This is a genomic window from Bacillus sp. MN7755, from assembly GCF_054771475.1.
In genome coordinates, this window is sequence record NZ_BTRL01000012.1 from 331,051 (window position 1) to 349,197 (window position 18,147).

The 18,147-nt window shown below is 34.0% G+C and carries 17 protein-coding genes and 1 riboswitch; of the genes, 9 read left to right on the forward strand and 8 right to left on the reverse strand.

The window, feature by feature from the left end; all coding sequences use genetic code 11:
* Nucleotide 1 precedes the first annotated feature (1 nt).
* Together ACYVEC_RS13795 and ACYVEC_RS13800 are read left to right on the forward strand one after the other, a co-directional pair.
* A complete protein-coding gene (locus ACYVEC_RS13795) occupies nt 2–859 on the forward strand; it encodes a metallophosphoesterase (RefSeq protein ID WP_199677474.1) in 858 nt (285 codons plus the stop codon).
* Between the two features lie 97 nt (nt 860–956).
* A complete protein-coding gene (locus ACYVEC_RS13800; protein WP_000283743.1) occupies nt 957–1,193 on the forward strand; it encodes a hypothetical protein in 237 nt (78 codons plus the stop codon).
* 173 nt (nt 1,194–1,366) lie between these two features.
* On the opposite strand, the gene ACYVEC_RS13805 is transcribed toward ACYVEC_RS13800, so the two are convergent.
* Nucleotides 1,367–3,475 carry a polyphosphate kinase gene (locus ACYVEC_RS13805; protein ID WP_063223138.1) on the reverse strand — a complete coding sequence of 703 codons (2,109 nt, stop codon included), beginning with the start codon at nt 3,473–3,475 and terminating at the stop codon, nt 1,367–1,369.
* Between the two features lie 108 nt (nt 3,476–3,583).
* Nucleotides 3,584–5,122 (reverse strand): exopolyphosphatase, encoded by a 1,539-nt coding sequence (gene ppx / locus ACYVEC_RS13810; RefSeq protein ID WP_063223137.1) that lies wholly within the window; start codon nt 5,120–5,122, stop codon nt 3,584–3,586.
* Between the two features lie 177 nt (nt 5,123–5,299).
* Between ppx and ACYVEC_RS13815 the strand changes: the two genes are divergently transcribed.
* Entirely contained in the window at nt 5,300–5,758 is a 459-nt protein-coding gene (locus tag ACYVEC_RS13815; RefSeq protein ID WP_000804864.1) for a YkyB family protein, read from the forward strand.
* A 31-nt stretch (nt 5,759–5,789) separates the two neighbouring features.
* Here ACYVEC_RS13815 and ACYVEC_RS13820 read toward each other — a convergent pair whose 3' ends face one another.
* Together ACYVEC_RS13820 and ACYVEC_RS13825 are read right to left on the reverse strand one after the other, a co-directional pair.
* On the reverse strand, nt 5,790–6,452 hold the full coding sequence (locus tag ACYVEC_RS13820; protein WP_063223136.1) for a YkyA family protein: 663 nt from the start codon (nt 6,450–6,452) through the stop codon (nt 5,790–5,792).
* Nucleotides 6,453–7,101: 649 nt separating this feature from the next.
* A complete protein-coding gene (locus ACYVEC_RS13825) occupies nt 7,102–7,743 on the reverse strand; it encodes a diguanylate cyclase domain-containing protein (protein WP_063223135.1) in 642 nt (213 codons plus the stop codon).
* 164 nt (nt 7,744–7,907) lie between these two features.
* On the opposite strand from ACYVEC_RS13825, the gene ACYVEC_RS13830 reads away from it, so the two are divergent.
* Nucleotides 7,908–8,141, forward strand: coding sequence for an SPP1 phage holin family protein (locus tag ACYVEC_RS13830; protein WP_063223134.1), 234 nt, complete (start codon nt 7,908–7,910; stop codon nt 8,139–8,141).
* 31 nt (nt 8,142–8,172) lie between these two features.
* Here ACYVEC_RS13830 and ACYVEC_RS13835 read toward each other — a convergent pair whose 3' ends face one another.
* Nucleotides 8,173–8,673 (reverse strand): hypothetical protein, encoded by a 501-nt coding sequence (locus tag ACYVEC_RS13835; RefSeq protein ID WP_063223133.1) that lies wholly within the window; start codon nt 8,671–8,673, stop codon nt 8,173–8,175.
* A 526-nt stretch (nt 8,674–9,199) separates the two neighbouring features.
* On the opposite strand from ACYVEC_RS13835, the gene ACYVEC_RS13840 reads away from it, so the two are divergent.
* The 3 genes from ACYVEC_RS13840 to metE all read left to right on the forward strand — a co-directional run bounded on the left by ACYVEC_RS13840 (nt 9,200) and on the right by metE (nt 14,419).
* Complete coding sequence (locus ACYVEC_RS13840; protein ID WP_063223132.1) at nt 9,200–10,741, forward strand: MDR family MFS transporter; 1,542 nt, start codon at nt 9,200–9,202, stop codon at nt 10,739–10,741.
* A gap of 151 nt (nt 10,742–10,892) precedes the next feature.
* Nucleotides 10,893–11,474 (forward strand): PadR family transcriptional regulator, encoded by a 582-nt coding sequence (locus ACYVEC_RS13845; RefSeq protein ID WP_063223131.1) that lies wholly within the window; start codon nt 10,893–10,895, stop codon nt 11,472–11,474.
* A 339-nt stretch (nt 11,475–11,813) separates the two neighbouring features.
* Nucleotides 11,814–12,002, forward strand: a riboswitch (cobalamin riboswitch).
* 128 nt (nt 12,003–12,130) lie between these two features.
* The gene (gene metE, locus ACYVEC_RS13850) at nt 12,131–14,419 is read left to right on the forward strand and encodes a 5-methyltetrahydropteroyltriglutamate--homocysteine S-methyltransferase (RefSeq protein ID WP_063223130.1); all 2,289 of its coding nucleotides are present in this window, start codon (nt 12,131–12,133) and stop codon (nt 14,417–14,419) included.
* Nucleotides 14,420–14,456: 37 nt separating this feature from the next.
* Here metE and comJ read toward each other — a convergent pair whose 3' ends face one another.
* Both comJ and nucA read right to left on the reverse strand, forming a co-directional pair.
* Nucleotides 14,457–14,846 (reverse strand): competence protein ComJ, encoded by a 390-nt coding sequence (gene comJ / locus ACYVEC_RS13855; RefSeq protein WP_098555056.1) that lies wholly within the window; start codon nt 14,844–14,846, stop codon nt 14,457–14,459.
* 36 nt (nt 14,847–14,882) lie between these two features.
* Entirely contained in the window at nt 14,883–15,317 is a 435-nt protein-coding gene (gene nucA / locus ACYVEC_RS13860) for a DNA-entry nuclease (protein WP_063223129.1), read from the reverse strand.
* Between the two features lie 236 nt (nt 15,318–15,553).
* On the opposite strand from nucA, the gene ACYVEC_RS13865 reads away from it, so the two are divergent.
* Entirely contained in the window at nt 15,554–16,303 is a 750-nt protein-coding gene (locus tag ACYVEC_RS13865; protein ID WP_098555055.1) for a DUF3967 domain-containing protein, read from the forward strand.
* A 38-nt stretch (nt 16,304–16,341) separates the two neighbouring features.
* On the opposite strand, the gene kinB is transcribed toward ACYVEC_RS13865, so the two are convergent.
* Nucleotides 16,342–17,616, reverse strand: a complete 1,275-nt coding sequence (kinB, locus tag ACYVEC_RS13870) for a sporulation sensor histidine kinase KinB (RefSeq protein ID WP_460506940.1) — start codon at nt 17,614–17,616, stop codon at nt 16,342–16,344.
* Between the two features lie 309 nt (nt 17,617–17,925).
* Here kinB and ACYVEC_RS13875 point away from each other — a divergent pair, with 309 nt between their 5' ends.
* Nucleotides 17,926–18,126 (forward strand): hypothetical protein, encoded by a 201-nt coding sequence (locus tag ACYVEC_RS13875; RefSeq protein WP_000929285.1) that lies wholly within the window; start codon nt 17,926–17,928, stop codon nt 18,124–18,126.
* Nucleotides 18,127–18,147 lie beyond the last annotated feature (21 nt).

The following is an 18,147-nucleotide window of genomic DNA, read 5'->3' on the forward strand; positions in this document are numbered from 1 at the left end:
TATGAAGAAAATTACAAGAAGAGATTTTTTAAAAACTGGAATGCGCACTTTTCTATATTCACTTATAACCACTAGCATCGGATACTATTACGCTAAATATATTGAGCCACATCTACTCTCTTTTACAGAGCATACACTTAAATCACAACTCATACCAAAAAGTTTTCACGGTATGAAGATTCTTCAATTCAGCGATTTACATCTCGGATACTATTTCTCTCTCCACCATTTATCTCAAATCGTTTCTAAAATTAATGCTGTAAAGCCCGATATTGTTCTTTTCACTGGTGATCTCATTGATAATTATCAAACATATACTGACACTCCTTTCGTTGCATCCATTTTAAAGAATATACAAGGACCCTTCGGTAAATTTTATATTTATGGTAACCATGATCACGGCGGATATGGAACAGAATACTACGAACACATCATGCGTGAATCTGGATTTGAACTATTACTAAATGGCGAAAAGAGAATTCGTCTACTGGATAATAGTGAAATTTCAATTTTCGGTCTTGATGATATACTACTAGGCAAACCAAAAATAGAGGAGACACTACAACACGCGAGGCAAAACACTTATAACATTGTTCTTGTTCACGAGCCAGATATTGCACCGCAAATTGCTAACTATCCAGTTAACTTACAACTTTCTGGTCATAGCCATGGCGGACAAGTACAAATTCCTTTTTTAGGCGCTATTATTACCCCAGCACTTGCTAAAAACTATGTTGAAGGTTTCTATACGATTCAAGATTTAACTCTCTATGTCAATCGAGGCCTTGGAAGAACACGTGTCCCATTCCGATTTATGTCAAAACCTGAAATTACGATTTTCACGCTCCAACATTCGTAATAATTCGCCTATTTTCTTACATATCCTTTCTTGTACGCGCTCATCCACGTTTCATTTACCATATGATAAAAGTGAGTCCAATAAAGGAGGTTTGTTCATGTATCCATATTATCAACCAATCCCAGTCCGTTCAGCACCTATTGGTCCAGTAGGCGACTCACGCTTCTTTCCGTTTTTTGGCGTTCCATTTCTAGCTGGCATTGCTGGTGGACTGCTCGGCGGAGCATTAGCTTTCGGTCCTAGACCGTATTACCCACCATATCCACCACCTTTCCCACCGCCAGCACCTTATCCTTGTTATGGTGGACCTTGTCAACAACCATACTATTATTAATGTACCGCAACAATTCTACCAATGTTATTCCCTCTCTTAACCGATTCATAATCCATTAACATGCTTACAATAAAAACTATTCTCTCTACTCATGCTTCTATTTTGAGAACATACAATAAGTAGAGAACGAAGTAAAAACCTCTTTTTAAAAAGAGGTTTTTACTTCGTTCTCATTATTCAGCATCTGTGTTTTGATACGCCATCTTAAACAACTTCACTTGGCTATCAATCTCTTCTGCACCATTATTAATAACATAATAATAGTCACCGTCTTTATTTTGTTCACGTGTTTTCACATTATCAGCTAAAGTAAGCTGTAAAATCGCCTTAATTCGCGCCTTCATTTCAATATCTAATATCGGGAAAGATATTTCTACGCGCTTCTCCATATTCCGCGTCATCCAGTCAGCTGAAGATAAGTATATTTTCTCTTCCCCATTATGATGGAAATAATAAATTCGGCTATGTTCTAAATATCTCCCGACAACACTAACTACCCGAATATTTTCACTTACATTTGGAATACCAGGTCTTAAACAACATGTTCCTCGAACGATGAGTTCAACCTTTACTCCAGCTTGTGATGCTTCATACATTTTTTTAATGAGTGGTTTATCAGTTAACGAATTCATCTTAGCGATAATATATCCATTTCCATATTGTCTATGGTAACGGATTTCCTCATCTATTAAATCCATAAATTGCTCTCTTATATCAAATGGCGCAACCGATAAATGATGAAAATGCGGTTTTGTTGTATAACCACTCAAATAATTAAAGAAATTTGTTGCATCGACCCCAAAGTCTTTTCGTGATGTAATATAGCCAAAATCAGTATATAGCTTTGCGGTTGCATCATTATAATTTCCGGTCCCAAGATGTACGAACCTTTCAATTTTTCCGTTTTTTCTTCTTACAACTAGCGTAATTTTACTATGTGTTTTCAAATGACTTACACCGTAAATAACATGACAGCCTGCCTTTTCTAACTCTTTAGCCCAATGCACATTATTTTCTTCATCAAATCTTGCCTTTAATTCAACTAATACTGTCACTTGCTTCCCTTTTTCAGCCGCTACCTTTAGCGCCTGAATAATCGGCGAATCCCCACTTACTCGATATAATGTTTGTTTAATTGCAAGTACATTCGGATCGTCTGCCGCATCACGGACAAAATCAACTACTGGCTGAAACGATTCAAAAGGATGATGTAATAAAATATCATGCTCAATCGCTTTTTCAAATACATCTTCCGCATCACCTAAGTCTTGAGGCCGTTGCGGAATAAGAGCCGGATATACTAGATGTTCATATAAAGGAGCTAGTTTTTTATATAAAGAAAATAGACATGTTAAATCTAACGGTCCATCCATTATATACACATCTTCATCCTTTACTTCCAACACCTCATATAATAATGCTAATACTCTTTCATCAATATGCTCTTTGCCAACTTCTAAACGTACAGCAGCTCCCCACTTACGCTTTTTTAATTCTTTTTCAATTACCTTTAATAAATCTCTCGCACCTTCTTCGTGAATTGTTAAATCCGCATTGCGTGTAATACGGAAACGAGTAACAGATGATACTTTATATCCTGTAAATAATTTATGAGTAAAACTACTAATTACGTCTTCTAATAAAATAAATTTATGCTTTTGCCCTTCACTCGGTAAAAATATGAAACGTTCAAGTAGTGAAGGAACTTGTACAATTCCTAACTTCGTGCGGTTTTCTTCTTCCACTTGTTTCTCATCATATAAAAGAGTAGCTAAATTTAAACTTTTATTTAATAACATCGGAAATGGACGATATGCATCGATAGCCACAGGTGTTAAGACTGGGAAAATTTGTTCATCAAAATACTCTTCTATAAATTCTCTCTGTTCTTTCGTCAAATCATGGAACGTTAAACGCTCAATCCCCTCTAGCTCCAACGCTGGCAACACATAATTTTTAAACGTACCATATTGTACGGTCATTAATTCATGTGCTTTTATCGCAATTTTATTTAATTGCTTTTTTGGTGTTAAGCCGGCCTTATTTTCTGGTTGGTTAAACCCAGCACTCACTTGATCCTTCAATCCTGCCACGCGTACCATAAAGAATTCATCTAAATTTGAGCTGAAAATGCTAATAAACTTTAACCTTTCTAAGAGCGGATTCGTTTCATCTTGTGCTTCTTGTAGTACACGTTCATTAAATGCTAACCAACTTAATTCTCTATTATTGTAATAAGCTGTATCATTTAAATTTACTGTATTCCCCTTCAATAATTCCATCCCCTTCACACTTCCCCTTGAAACTTTTTTACTATAATTTAGTTACTTTTATTTTAGCAAATTACAATATTCCAAAGTGTTAATTTTTCGTAAAGACATCCGTACAACTTAACGTTTTGATTCGAAGGATAAGTTAATAGTCGTTTTCAATACTCTTTCTAGCTGCTTTTTTTGCTTTTCAGCTTGCACTTTTTCCGCTAATGCTGATTGCTCACATACAATTTTAAATGTTAATCCTTCTTTATTTTCTGTTATAGATATTGATTCCACAAGTGATCTTTGTCTTATATTTAGAGCTGCTGAAAATTGTAAAACAGCCCCTAATAGGCGAATTTTCTTTTGTTCGTTTTTATCAAACCATCCTTCAAATGGAGACAAATGTTGTTTGAATAGCATTTTTGATTTATAAGACGCAATAAGCGCTAATCTAACTCGCTCTTTATGCATCATACCATCAATTGTTTTATTCGCTAATAAATAAAACGTATGTAAGCGGCTCGCTTCTTCGTCTATATATTTACCTATATTAAATACTTTCGCTGCTTGATGGAATACTTCCCAGTCTTTTACCGACATTGAAATCAATCCTGTTTCTTCAAGCTGTTGACAAATCAATCTTCCCTGCTTTATAAGCTGCATTACAAATTCCATATCCATTTCATATTCATGTGATAATAAATACAAACTTTCTTCAACTACGTTCGGATAATATGAAATCCCCAAATCTTTTGTCAACTCTTCATAGAAAACACCTTCTCGTAACCCTTTTCTACTTAATACAAATGCTGGTGCCTTTATAACATTAACAAGCGTATGAAATACTTCGACTGCTGGAATAATTGTATCTGCTCGATCTTTTGCCAATCCTTCCATTTTTTGAAGTTCTATGAACGACAATGCTTCCAATTCTTCTTTCACATTTTTAATATCTTCTTCTTTCATCTTGTATAAATGTACCCCTGCTATAGGATAACAAATTAAATTTTGATGAATTTTTACTAAGTTCCTCGCACTACCACCAATTGCAATAAGAGGCAATTTCTTATCAATTAACCATGGTAATGTTCGAAATTGATGTTCTAAGTACGTTTGAATCTTTTCCAACTCTTCTTCAGTAGGTATATCCTCTTTAATAAATTGTTGCTTTAAAGAAAGTGCCCCAAAAGGAAAGCTATGATACTCTAAAATCTCTCTATTACGAAAGTATGTAACTTCCGTACTCCCTCCACCAATATCTACTGTAATTCCTTCAGAGAACGAAGTTGAATTCATAACTGCTAAATAGCCGTAACGTGCTTCTTCATATTCTGATAATACTCTAAGAGTAAAGTCTGTTTGTCCTTCAACAAGTTTTTTAATTGCATCTTGGTTCTCAGCCTGTCTAATTGTCGCTGTTGCAACACAAAGTACATGATGCAACTGATGGAATCGTGTACTTTCTTGAAATTGAAATAATGTTTGTAACAATACTTCTATTCCTTCTTCAATTAACATACCATCGACTAAGTAATTTCTTAACCGAGCGACCACTTTCGTATTTTCAATCTCTTTATAAAAACCTCCGTTTTGCTTTTCATAAATAACTAAACGCATTGTATTAGATCCAATATCTATAATGGCATATTGTTGTTTTAATATTTCTTTCAAACTTCTCACTCTTTCATTATCAAATTTCTAAAACACATTCTATTACTATTATACAAAATAGTTGTTTTTTGTAACAATATTGCTTTAATATTGAAAATATATACAATCACTTTTTGCATATAATAAAAACCTATTTTATTTATGGTATAATAATGAAAAATTGAAAGGAGATTCAATATGAAACCTTCACAACCACAATCTCAATTACAAAACCAACATTCTATTAATCGACTAGCTCAATCTATTTTCGTTGTGAATCGTCATGCTAAAGCTGCAACTAACCCGAAGTATTTATACTGGTTAAAAAAGACTGCTTTAGAACGCTTAATTGCTGAAAAAAAAGCTATTAAAGAAGGATTGCATTTTTCTAGAAATCCACGTTTTAGCCAACAACAATCTGATGTTCTTATACGTTTAGGTGATTATTTTTTCCATATTCCTCCTACAAAAGAAGATTTTCGAATCCTACCACATCTTGGCCATCTTGAATCCTCCTATCGAAATCCGAAAACAACCTTATCTTTAACAGTAGCAAAAAAGACACTTCAAGATTACATTGGTCCTGAAGCACTGAAACAAGAAAAAAAATTAAGTGAACCTGTTCCATGGTATAGTCGTACTTATACAAAAAAATAAAACAGTTTGGCCCATTGTAGGCCAAACTGTTTTATTTTTTCTCTTCTTTAATTTTAATATTTGCTTGTTTATAAAAAGCTATTTTTTCTGTATTATAAGATTTCGTGAATTCATTAAACTTATCTTTTTCTGATTCAATATCCTTATAAGATTGATTTACTACTTTTACTTTTTCACTTATATCTTTTAATTTTGTACCTTTATCTTGTAACATTGTATATAATTCTTTTTCTTGTTTTAACGATTTATTATAACTATCATACATCTTGTTAAATGAATCGTGTCGTTTCTCATATGTGCTTTTCACTTTATCCGCTTGCTCTTTCAATTTCTTATCTTCAATTTTCTTCACATATTTATCTGCTGATTTCACTTCTTCTTGTGCCTTATTTAAAGATTCTTTTTCTTTTTTAAGCACTTTTTCTCGTTCATCTGTATTTTTCACTGCTTGGTTCAATTTTTCCTTAACAGTTTGATTATTATCTTTTCCTTCTTGAACAATCTGGTTATATAATTCTTGTCCCTCTTTTTCTAAAGTTTCAAGTTTCTTTGCATCTTCAAACATTGTTTTTTCTTGCTTTGCAGCATTTTCAAAAGCAACATATAATTCCTCTTCTGGTTTCGGTCCGAAACAACCTGCTAGTAAAGTCATTGATAATGCAGTTACAATTGCTAATTTACTATATTTCAACATCTTTTTCCTCCTACTTATATACGATCATCGTGTAAAAAGCTATGAAATTATATATCCTTCTATAAACTCCACACTCGCACCTTTTTTACGAAAATCATTTATATTGTTTGTAATGCTTGTACAAATTGTATTACTTAAAATTACATTTTACGTTTTTGAACTCAATAGCAGTTTCATATCCATCTTTTACTAGGCACTTTTTAAAACCTGTTCATACTATGTATTACATAAAAGTACAACGGAATTCATCACAGCCATCATAATTTGAAGAACAACAGTAATCATTCACCTGATAAAAGATGATCGTTGTTCTCTCACGTCTATCATTCTATCATTCCCTTTCCCGCTTTCTATCAAATAATCTCTTCGTTCATTTTACACAGTATAAACGCTATCTTGCAACAACTTACAATTACTCTTGTCATTCCCTAAAAAGGAAAAGTGTAGAGTATGTTTTCCTCTACACTTTTAAAATGAAACACATTGTGCAAAATGCATTGACACATCCATCATAATTATATGCTTATTCCATATATTTTTAAAGACTTTTATTACAAAAAAAGTTGTTTTTGTAATAAAAGTCAAAAAAATGTTACATTCAAAACTTCTTCATTTCATATTTCTTTAAATCGAAGTTTTTCTTATTTCCTTACAAATTCCTATGCTGGTACAATTGATTTTGTGCCTTTCTTAACAATTCTTCAAAAGTTTTTCCTTCTATTGGATAACTAGCTGCTCCAAATAATAGGGTCATACTTAACAAGCCATTTTCTATTTCACTTTCAATATTTTTCATTAAACGATTTGTTATTGTCGACTTTTCATGTCCGTTATCAATCGCCACAATAACATACTTATTTTCATCCCACCTAGTAACGACATCCCCTTTACGAATTGTCTTTACAATCGTACTCTCCAATTTTTGTACTAACACCTCCAATTTTTTTTCTTGCACTGTTTCTTTTAGTTCTTTCCATTCTTTCACAGAAAGAATGTACACTGTAATATTATGAGAATCCCGTTCTGATAACGCAGCTACTTTCTCAAAGAAATCAACTACAAAATCATTACTCGCCATTCCCCCTACTTCCGTATCCATGCGCCCACTCGCTCTTTTATCATACCAATGTCCAAAATAATAGCTGAGTATCATTTGCAATATATAAATAATAAAGACGGTATAAAACGATCGCGAATCCAGTTTTGTAATTACATCCTGAAGTGCAATCCATTCTGTAACTGCCACTGTATTCCCAAGTAGTAATCCACTAATTTTTCCTTTATGTTTCATACTTCTCCTCCCTTCTATACCAATATATGTTTCTATAGCAATTATGTTTTTCTACAAAATAAAAAATGTACATATTGGGTGTACATTTTCGCTTAAACTTGTCTACCATTTCTATTCTATTTCATATATATACTATATATCATTTTTAGAAAGGGGTGACCTATATGCTGCAAAAAGAAAATCTATCAGATATTATGCGTTTACTAGCAGGTTTTCTGTTATCATTAAAATTACTATTTAACTCTTTCGGAATAAACTTTATTACAAACGATCAAATTGACGCTATTGTAAATGTTGCTTCCTTCCTTTTCATTCTATATTTTGGTTATAAAAATAATTATGTAGGAAAAAAAGGAATCGAGCAAAAAAAAGTACTCAAAAAGCACAACCTTCACTAAAAAAGGAACCTTTCATACAGGTTCCTTTTTATCATTGCCGCACAACAACTTCATTGGTTTGCAGCGGACCATATGATAATCCTTTATATTGAAATGTATATGTAGCCTGAAATAATGCGTTTTTGAGTGCTTTATCTTTATTTGCTTTTATTTTACAAATTAGTTCTACCTTCTCATTCGGTAATAAATTATCGATTCGCCACCTTACAAGCTGGAACAGAAACTCGCTCATCCCCTTATCAACCTTTAATGAATTTGGAATATAGGCAAAATAATCTCGAATCATATGACTTACTACAACTCGTGAAATCATTTCCATCCCTTTATTTTCGACTTCAATTCGAATAATAAGTATGTCGTTTACATCATAGGTCAGTTCATATGAAAATTTTTCTTTATACATACTACGGATTTGTAATGTAACTGCTAGATTAGGACATTCGTTTTCCTTTTTTGAGCCATCAATCCATAATACCGGTTGTAGCGGTATTGAACGCCTTCCTTGATCCGAAATTCGTTTCCATATTTTCATAATAATATTCACCTCATTTCAGATGCATCATCCATACGACCTTATTCTGCCTCTCTACACGATATTAATAAAGCTTGTTACAAATTGTATATAGTTATTACTCTTCCTTTTATCCTATTCGACAATATAAAGAAAAAACCATTTTTCCTCTGTTAACAGAAGGTATTCTTACTGAAATATTTTTTTACAATTTCCTTCATTGACTTTATCCCACTATTTGCCGGGCAGTAAGACCCCATCTCAAAACTCAGAGAAAGTAAAGAAGCTAGGTGGGGGATGAACAAAACCTCCACTGATTAAAGTTTCACTTTATACCAATAATAAGTATTACTCACTCTTTCGCTGCCCATACAACAGAATATTTTGACGGAAGAAAAAGTTTGCCTTTTAGTCAAATTTGACTATAATATTCTTTATGGCTTTGTCAGTGCACTTGTGGCAATTGATTTGAAAGAACTATATTAATTTTTTATGCACTGCACTCAAAACTTAATATAGTTTACTTATTATTAAAGGAGGGTTATATTTGGAATCTCAATTATCAAAAAAAGACTCCAACAAGACAAAATTTGTTGTTGCTGGTTTACTACTTGGTATTTTAATGGCGGCAATGGATAATACAATCGTTGCAACAGCAATGGCAACGATTGTTGGAGACCTAGGAGGATTTGACAAGTTCGTTTGGGTAACGTCTGCATATATGGTAGCAACAATGGCAGGGATGCCAATCTTTGGAAAACTTTCTGATATGTACGGACGGAAACGTTTTTATATTGGTGGCCTCATTCTTTTCTTATTCGGTTCTGCACTTTGCGGAACAGCATCTAGTATTGAGCAGCTAAGTATTTATAGAGCAATTCAAGGGATTGGTGGCGGCGCTCTTATGCCTATCGCCTTCACAATTATGTACGATATATTCCCACCAGAAAAGCGTGGAAAAATGACAGGGCTATTCGGTGCGGTTTTTGGGACATCTAGTGTATTTGGACCTTTATTAGGTGCTTATATTACAGACTATATAGGTTGGCATTGGGTCTTCTATATTAATATTCCATTAGGACTTATCTCCTTCTTCTTCATTACGAAATACTACAGTGAATCTCTAGAATTTAGAAAACAAAAAATTGATTGGGCCGGCGCTATTACACTTGTTATTAGTATCGTTTGCTTAATGTTCGCCTTAGAACTTGGTGGTAAAGAATACGCATGGAATTCCACTGTAATTATCGGTTTATTTACAACAGTTGTTATTATGCTTATTATTTTCTTCTTCGTCGAACGAAAAGCAACTGAGCCTATCATTTCGTTCCATCTATTTAAAAAACCTTTATTCGCAGCTAGCCAAGGAGTTGCCTTTTTCTATGGCGCCGCTTTTATCATCTGTACCGTATATATTCCGATCTTCGTTCAAGGTGTTCTCGGCGGTTCAGCCTCAAATGCTGGATTGATTTTAACACCTATGATGGTCGGCTCTGTAATTGGAAGTCAAACAGGTGGACAGTTAGCTTCTCGAACAAGTTATCGTAACATCATGATGGCATCTGGCGTTTTCTTCGTTCTTGGTATTTATTTACTAAGTACTTTAACAATGGACACACCACGTCTACTCGTAACGCTATTTATGGTTCTCGCTGGACTTGGAGTTGGTTTCTCATTCTCAGTTTTAAGTATGTCTTCTATCCACAAATTAGAAATGAGAGACCGTGGTTCTGCTACATCAACAAACTCATTCTTCCGTTCACTCGGTATGACTCTTGGTGTAACGATTTTCGGTACAATTCAAAATCATATTTTTACAGATAAACTAAACACTTTGTTCCCTCCTGAACTAGCTAAATTAGCACCAAAGGGCGGAGACACAAGTTTCTTATTATCACCAGGTGCTACCGATAAAATACCAGCTGAAATATTAACTGGTATTAAAGAAGCTCTCGCTACATCTATTGCCAGTACATTCTTCTGGGCACTTATCCCGGCTGTACTAAGCATTATTTGTATTTTACTTATGGGAAATGAACGCCTCTTTACAGGTCCAAAAACGAAACAAAAACAAAAGCAGGTAAGTTAGTATAGAAAAAAGAAACGGCATATCCTTTATGAAAAAGGGTATGCCGTTTATAATATATAAAGTAAATCTTTAATCAGTAAGGAACCATTCCCACTGATTATTATCCCTCACCAATCGGGATAAAGTTTCTATATACAGGAGTTGAAACAGAATGAGCATGAAATTAGTCATTCTCGGCTTGCTACTCGAAGGGGATAAACATCCATATGAAGTGCAACACATCATGAAAGAAAGACAAATGGATTGTTATATTAAATATGCAAAAGGATCACTTTACTACGCCTTCGAGCAATTAGAAAAGCAAGGTGCAATTAGTATTACAACTATTGTTCGAGATACGAATAGACCAGATAAAACAATCTTTCATATAACAGAAGAAGGTAAACGGTTATTTCACACGTTACTATTAAAGCAATTCGAAGCAAAAAATCAAATATATAAACCAATTTATTCAGCACTCTCTTTCGCTCATTTTGGTGACGATCAAGAGTTAGTTCCTATTTTAGAAAAGAAGAAAAATGATACCATTCAATATTTACATAATATGCAAACTATTTATGATTGTAGCAAAGGACAAATTCCACGTGCTCAATTATATATTTTACAAAGCGTTATTGAACATATTACAGTTGAATTGCAATGGTTAAACACCCTCCTTACAGATGCAGTTGCAGGGCGGCTTTCAGAAATTGATATAGATGAAGATAAAGAAAAAGCTGTAAAAAGACAATAAGGTTATTTAATTTTAAAACCTAAAATAAGCATAACCCCGTTCTAATTTAGGACGGGGTTATCATATTATTGTTTAATTTTCGATATAAGATACTATTTCGAAATGAACCATCCAATCCTCTTCCTTATTCCAGAATACGGACTAATTGTTAAACAACACAACCAGCGTCTTACCTCTGTACAAGTACACACTTTTTTATAAGTTTAATCCAATCCACTCCTCTTCATTAATCAGAAAAATAAAAATGAAAAACTTTAGAATTTTCTTATTTCAAAACAGTAGACAAAATTCCAAAAATTGTGTTAGAATTTGTTTCAATATCATATTGCTTGTTAACTTCCTTTCAAAAGGAAAATAGGTACACGAACATTTCGTTTCGTGTTTAAAAGGGAAGCTTGGTGAAACTCCAACACGGTCCCGCCACTGTAAATGCTGAGATTTCTTTTTTAGAGCCACTGTGAAAACGGGAAGGTGAAAGAAATTATATGACGCATAAGTCAGGAGACCTGCCTGTTTTAACAACACTGATAGATTCACGGATGATGATGAGGTGTTAAAACAAAAAGGAAGGCTTATTTTCTGTGCCTTTGTACTTTTTGTTATAGGTATTTCCTAGTAAACGGAAATGCTTACTTTCAATTAGGGAGGAATTTGAAATGGCAATTCAAACAAGTAACTTAGGTTATCCACGTATCGGACTACAACGAGAGTGGAAAAAAACATTGGAAGCTTTTTGGTCCAATAAAATTGATAAAGAACAATTTTTAACAACGATGAAAGAAATTCGCCTTCAACACGTAAAAGTACAGCAGGAAAAAGGGATTGAACTCATTCCAATTGGCGATTTTACATATTATGATCACGTTTTGGATACTGCTTATATGCTAGGATTTATCCCATCACGTTTTTCTGAGTTTACATCTTACCTTGATGTATATTTTGCAATGGCGCGTGGCTCTAAAGATCACGTAGCTTCCGAAATGACAAAATGGTTTAATACAAACTATCATTATATCGTTCCTGAATATGAAGAGGGATTACAAATCTCTTTAAAAGATAACCGTCCACTTCGCTTATACGAAGAGGCAAAACAAGAATTAGGAGTAGATGGAAAGCCTGTTATTTTAGGACCATATACTTTCTTGAAATTAGCTAAAGGTTATACACAAGAACAATTTGCTACTATTTTAAAACAGTTAGTTGCACCTTACGTACAACTGCTTTCAGAACTACATGCAGCTGGTGCACAAGTCATTCAAGTTGATGAACCAATTTTCGCTTCTTTAACGAAAGAAGAAATTCAACAAGCAAAAGAAATTTATGAAGCTATTCGTAAAGAAGTTCCAAATGCGACTCTTCTTTTACAAACATATTTTGATAGTGTAGAAGAAAACTATGAAGAAATTATTACATTCCCAGTATCAGGTATTGGATTAGATTTCATTCATGGTAAAGAAGGAAATCTACATGCTATTTCAAAATATGGATTCCCAGCTGATAAAACTTTAGCTGTCGGTTGTATAGATGGCCGTAACATTTGGAGAGCTGACCTTGATGAAGTTCTTACGTTATTTACAACGTTACAAAAACAAGTCCAAACGAAAGATTTCATCGTTCAGCCTTCTTGTAGCTTATTGCATACACCAATCGATAAAACAGAAGAAATTCACTTATCGACCGAGCTATTTGATGCGTTAGCATTTGCAAATCAAAAATTAGAAGAGCTAGTTCTCATTCATTCTGCTCTGACTCAAGGTATAGAAAGCATTAGTAATGAGCTGGAAACATATCGAAACGTACATCATACAATTCGTTCATCTGCTGCACGTAACCGAGAAGATGTTAAAGCAGCACGAACAGCACTAAAAGAAGAAGATTTTTCACGTCCTCTTCCATTTGAAAAACGATATGAATTACAACAAGTTGCCCTAGAGTTACCGTTGTTACCAACGACAACTATCGGTAGCTTCCCGCAAACAACTGAAGTTCGTCAAACGCGAAAAGAATGGCGTAACGGTGTTATTTCAAATGAACAATATGAACAATTTATTGAAAAAGAGACAGAAAAATGGATTCGTTACCAAGAAGAAATTGGTCTTGATGTTCTTGTTCATGGCGAGTTTGAAAGAACTGACATGGTTGAATATTTCGGCGAGCGCCTTGCTGGTTTCTCATTCACTAAAAACGGTTGGGTACAATCATACGGTTCCCGCTGCGTAAAACCACCTGTTATTTATGGTGATGTAGCCTTTATTAACGGAATGACTATTAAGGAAACTGTTTATGCACAAAGCTTAACAGAGAAAGTTGTAAAAGGAATGTTAACTGGACCTGTTACGATTTTAAATTGGTCCTTCGTTCGAAATGACATTCCAAGAAAAGAAGTTTCGTATCAAATCGCATTAGCTCTTCGTCATGAAATTGAACTACTTGAATCTTCCGGAATTCGAGTAATCCAGGTCGATGAGCCAGCACTTCGTGAAGGAATGCCACTAAAAGAAAAAGATTGGGACGCTTATATTACATGGGCAGTACAATCCTTCCTTTTAGCAACTTCTTCTGTAGCAAATGAAACACAAATTCATACTCATATGTGTTACAGTAACTTTGAAGATATTGTTGACGCGATTCGCGCATTAGATGCAGATGTGATTTCTATTGAAACATCAAGAAGCCACGGCGAATTTATTGATACATTAAAACATACAACATATGAAAAAGGCATCGGTCTAGGTGTATATGATATTCATAGCCCACGTGTACCAAGCAAAGATGAAATGTATAAAATCGTAGAACAATCTTTAAAAGTATGCGATCCTAAATATTTCTGGATTAATCCTGATTGTGGTTTAAAAACGAGAAGAACAGAAGAAGTTATTCCAGCTCTAGAACATATGGTGCAAGCAGCAAAAGATGCTCGTTCCCTACTAAAAACAAACGCATAACAAAAATGGGTTATCCTCAAAAAGGATAACCCATTTTTTATTCTTTACTTTCAAAAAAGAATTCGTATTGTATTTTATATAATTCATCATCCATTGGTTCTTCAAGAGGAGTTGCTTGTAAGACAACTGTATACTCACCATTTGGAATAGGGATTTGAAATTTATTTGAAAGAATACTTGTTACAACGATACATTCATTTTCAACTGTAAAAGGAACTGTAACCGTTCTAACCACTTCTTCTTTCTCAATATGTTTCCCGCAAGTTACTTTTATTTCACAAGTATAATCAGAAAGTGCTTCAAAAATAACAGTTCCATCCGCCTTCGCATAACCTCTTTCAAAATCTTCATCCGTCCAGTCAACATAAGGCTGCTCACCGTCATAGTTCATCAACATTAATTGCGAATACGAAATTGTTAACTCCATCATTCCCCTTCTCCTTCATTATGAAATATACAACTACTACTTTACGTCAAATTTCACACGCGTACCATCTGGGTATTTATCTAGCTTATTCCCTACCCAAGACCCTGCTCCGCGGTTATCTGCTGGACTTATATATTCGATATGTGCTCCTTTTCCGCCTTCTTTACACATCGCCATTGGCCATTCATCACGATCATACCCTTTTTTTGATGGGTATGGAGCTAACGATAATTTTCTTCTATCCGCAGCACCACCACGGTCGATTGTACAAACTTCTGAATGTCCTTCTTTTATCGCATCCGTAATATGTTTCCCGGTTTCTGGATATCTCTCTTTCGGAAATTCTAGAACTTGATCATACGCATTTGTTTTTTTTGTACTTGTTTCCTCTGGAATAAGTACTTCATAAACCGCTACTACAATAGAAAGAATTGCAATAATTGAAATGATAATACCTTTTAATTGCTTCATGTATACCTCCATGATTCTACCAGTTTCTTTTCCTCAGTTATTATAACAAACTTCTCCCGTATATGTTTTCAGACATTATTTTAGCTCTTCTCCGCTATTCCGCCAAAAACTCTCATTTTTCTTCACCTTTTCACTAATGCTGTAGAAAACTAATAACCTTCCGACATTCTTTTTCAAAGGAAGTCCTCATAAAAGATTGAAATGATATATACGATACTTTTTGGGGAGGAAATATCATGGAAGCTATCTATAAAACGAAAGATGTCACGAATAAAACAGGCATCCCAAAACATATAGTTCGCAAATATAGTCAACTGTTAGAGGAACATGGTTATATGATTTCCAAAACAGCTGATGCCCGTATTTATAAACTGGATGATTTAAAACTATTGAAATCTATACATGAAAGAGCTGCTACATTGCAAGAAGATATTTCAGAAACGATACCAATTATTTTAAAAGAAAAAGAGGCCCCACCTGTACCAGTTATACAAGATAAGCAAGAAATACAACCGAAAGAAAAAGAAGATGGGCGTAACTTTGAGGAGTTCATGTTAAAACTTGAAATGCTCGCTCAATTAAATGAAGCAATTATTCATCAAAATTCTACCCTTATTACCCAAAATCGTTTAAAAGATGAAAAGCTAGATGAATTAATGCAACAAGTTTATGTAAAAGAAGGCTCTCAAGAAAAAATGCTACAAGAATTAGTGGATCATGCTGCTCAAACAGATGCCCTGCAGAAAGAAAAGATGGACTTATTAATGAATCATATGTATAAACGAGAATCTAAGCAAGAAGAAAAAATGAATAAACTCGTAAATCAAATTTATAACAAAGATAGTAATCGTGATGCACAACTTATGCAAGTTATTCGTGAAATTCAAGAAACAAAAAGAATGGTTGCTGCCTCAAAAGAGCAAGGATTCTTGCAATCATTTAGAAGCTTATTTAGCCGAACAAAACAAGAAAAAACAAATGAATAAACAATATAAAATAAAAAGTTACCTTTCAACGGTAACTTTTATTCCTTATTTCTTACAGCTGGCAATATAATAATCGCTTCAGTGCCTTTCCCACTTTCGCTTTTATATTCCAGCGTACCATTATGCGCTTGTAAAATACTAAAAGTTACCATAAGCCCTAATCCTGTTCCTTTTTCTTTTAAAGAATAATACGGTTGTCCCAGCCTTGCTAACTGTTCTTTCGTCATTCCAACACCACTATCTTTAACCCTTATTACAATCGTTTCATCTTTTTGAATAGCCGTTACTTTTAAATATCCTTTATTTCCTTGAATTGCTTCAATACCATTTTTAACAACATTCATAATTGCTTGCTTTAATTTCGCCTTATCACCAATCGTATAAAGGCTTTCAGAAATCTCAACTTGCAAATATACACCTTGCATCGCTGCAAATGATGACATAAGTGTAGTCATTTCTATTAATTGTGCTGATAAACAAATGTGTTCCTTTTTCTCAATTTGTGGCCTTGCTAAATTCAAATAATCTGAAATAATTTGTTCTGCCCGGTCCAATTCGGCTAATACGAGACGCATATAATCCTTATTCTTCACATCTTCCGTACTTTCTAGCAATTGAATAAAACCACGAACAACAGTGAGCGGGTTTCGAACCTCATGTGCAACACTTGCTGCTAACTCACTTACAATATTAAGCTTTTCTGACTTTTGCATCTCTGTACGTAGTATTGCATTTTCATTTAAATATTCTGTTAAGTACACCTGAAATACCATTGTCATAACCATAATAAGCGAAGCAAATATATATCCGCTATATAGGTGCGAAATATACGGTGTAAACCCCGTTTCTAACAGAACGGTAATCATTCCAATTACTAAAGAAACAAGTACGTACAATGATGAAATCATAAATGCAAAAATTAGTTTCTTCTCCCTTGAAAATAGAGACCATTTCTTTGATAAAAATAATGGAACTATCAATAGAAATATTACTTCTATGATTGGAAGAAGGCTCATTCCCTTTAGCGCCCATTCATATGCAACAAAAATAACGGCCGGGACTAAACCAACAATCCCACCATATAGAAAACCACTAACAATCGGGATTGGGTGAAAGTTATACCCACAAACGTCACCAAAACAAATAGAGTATGTCATGGAGAGAACGAGTGTAATACTGGATAAAAACATAATAAAGTAGCGGTTAGGCTTCGGAGGCATTTCTTGATAACGATTTAAACGAATCGCTTCATATAAAAATAGCGGCAAAATAATGATGGCAATTTGGATCATTAGATCACGGATCAGCTCCATAGCCTTTCATCCCCTATATGTATTTTGATATGATTATATCATTTTACGGGTTTATTTGTTTTAAAATTTTGATTTTTCTTAACATATTTGTTAATTCTTTGTTAACAACACATAATAATTGTTACAGATTTTCGAAATGAATGTAAACCCTGTACCAAATTTCTGCCCGGCAGTATACAATGAATACGGATTACAAAGAAAATAAAAAATACTTCATGAGACGGACAACTATAGCAAAATACAGCATATAATCCATACTATCTATGTTTACAAATAAGTGATCATTATTTTAGTAGGAGGAAGATAAATATGGCGGGTACTACGCTTGTTTTAAAAGAAGAAAATTTGGTCGTTCTAGAAAATGTTGAAAAATCAGTATATGAAGAGTTACAGCATAAAACAGGAGAAGAAAATTGCACATGTGCTGTTAATGAATCCGTTGTTCACCTTGGCAAAGTATCCTCTGTACTTTGGAATGAAGATGAAATAGATTGGGAGTACGGATATTAAAAAGTCGCTTACAGCGGCTTT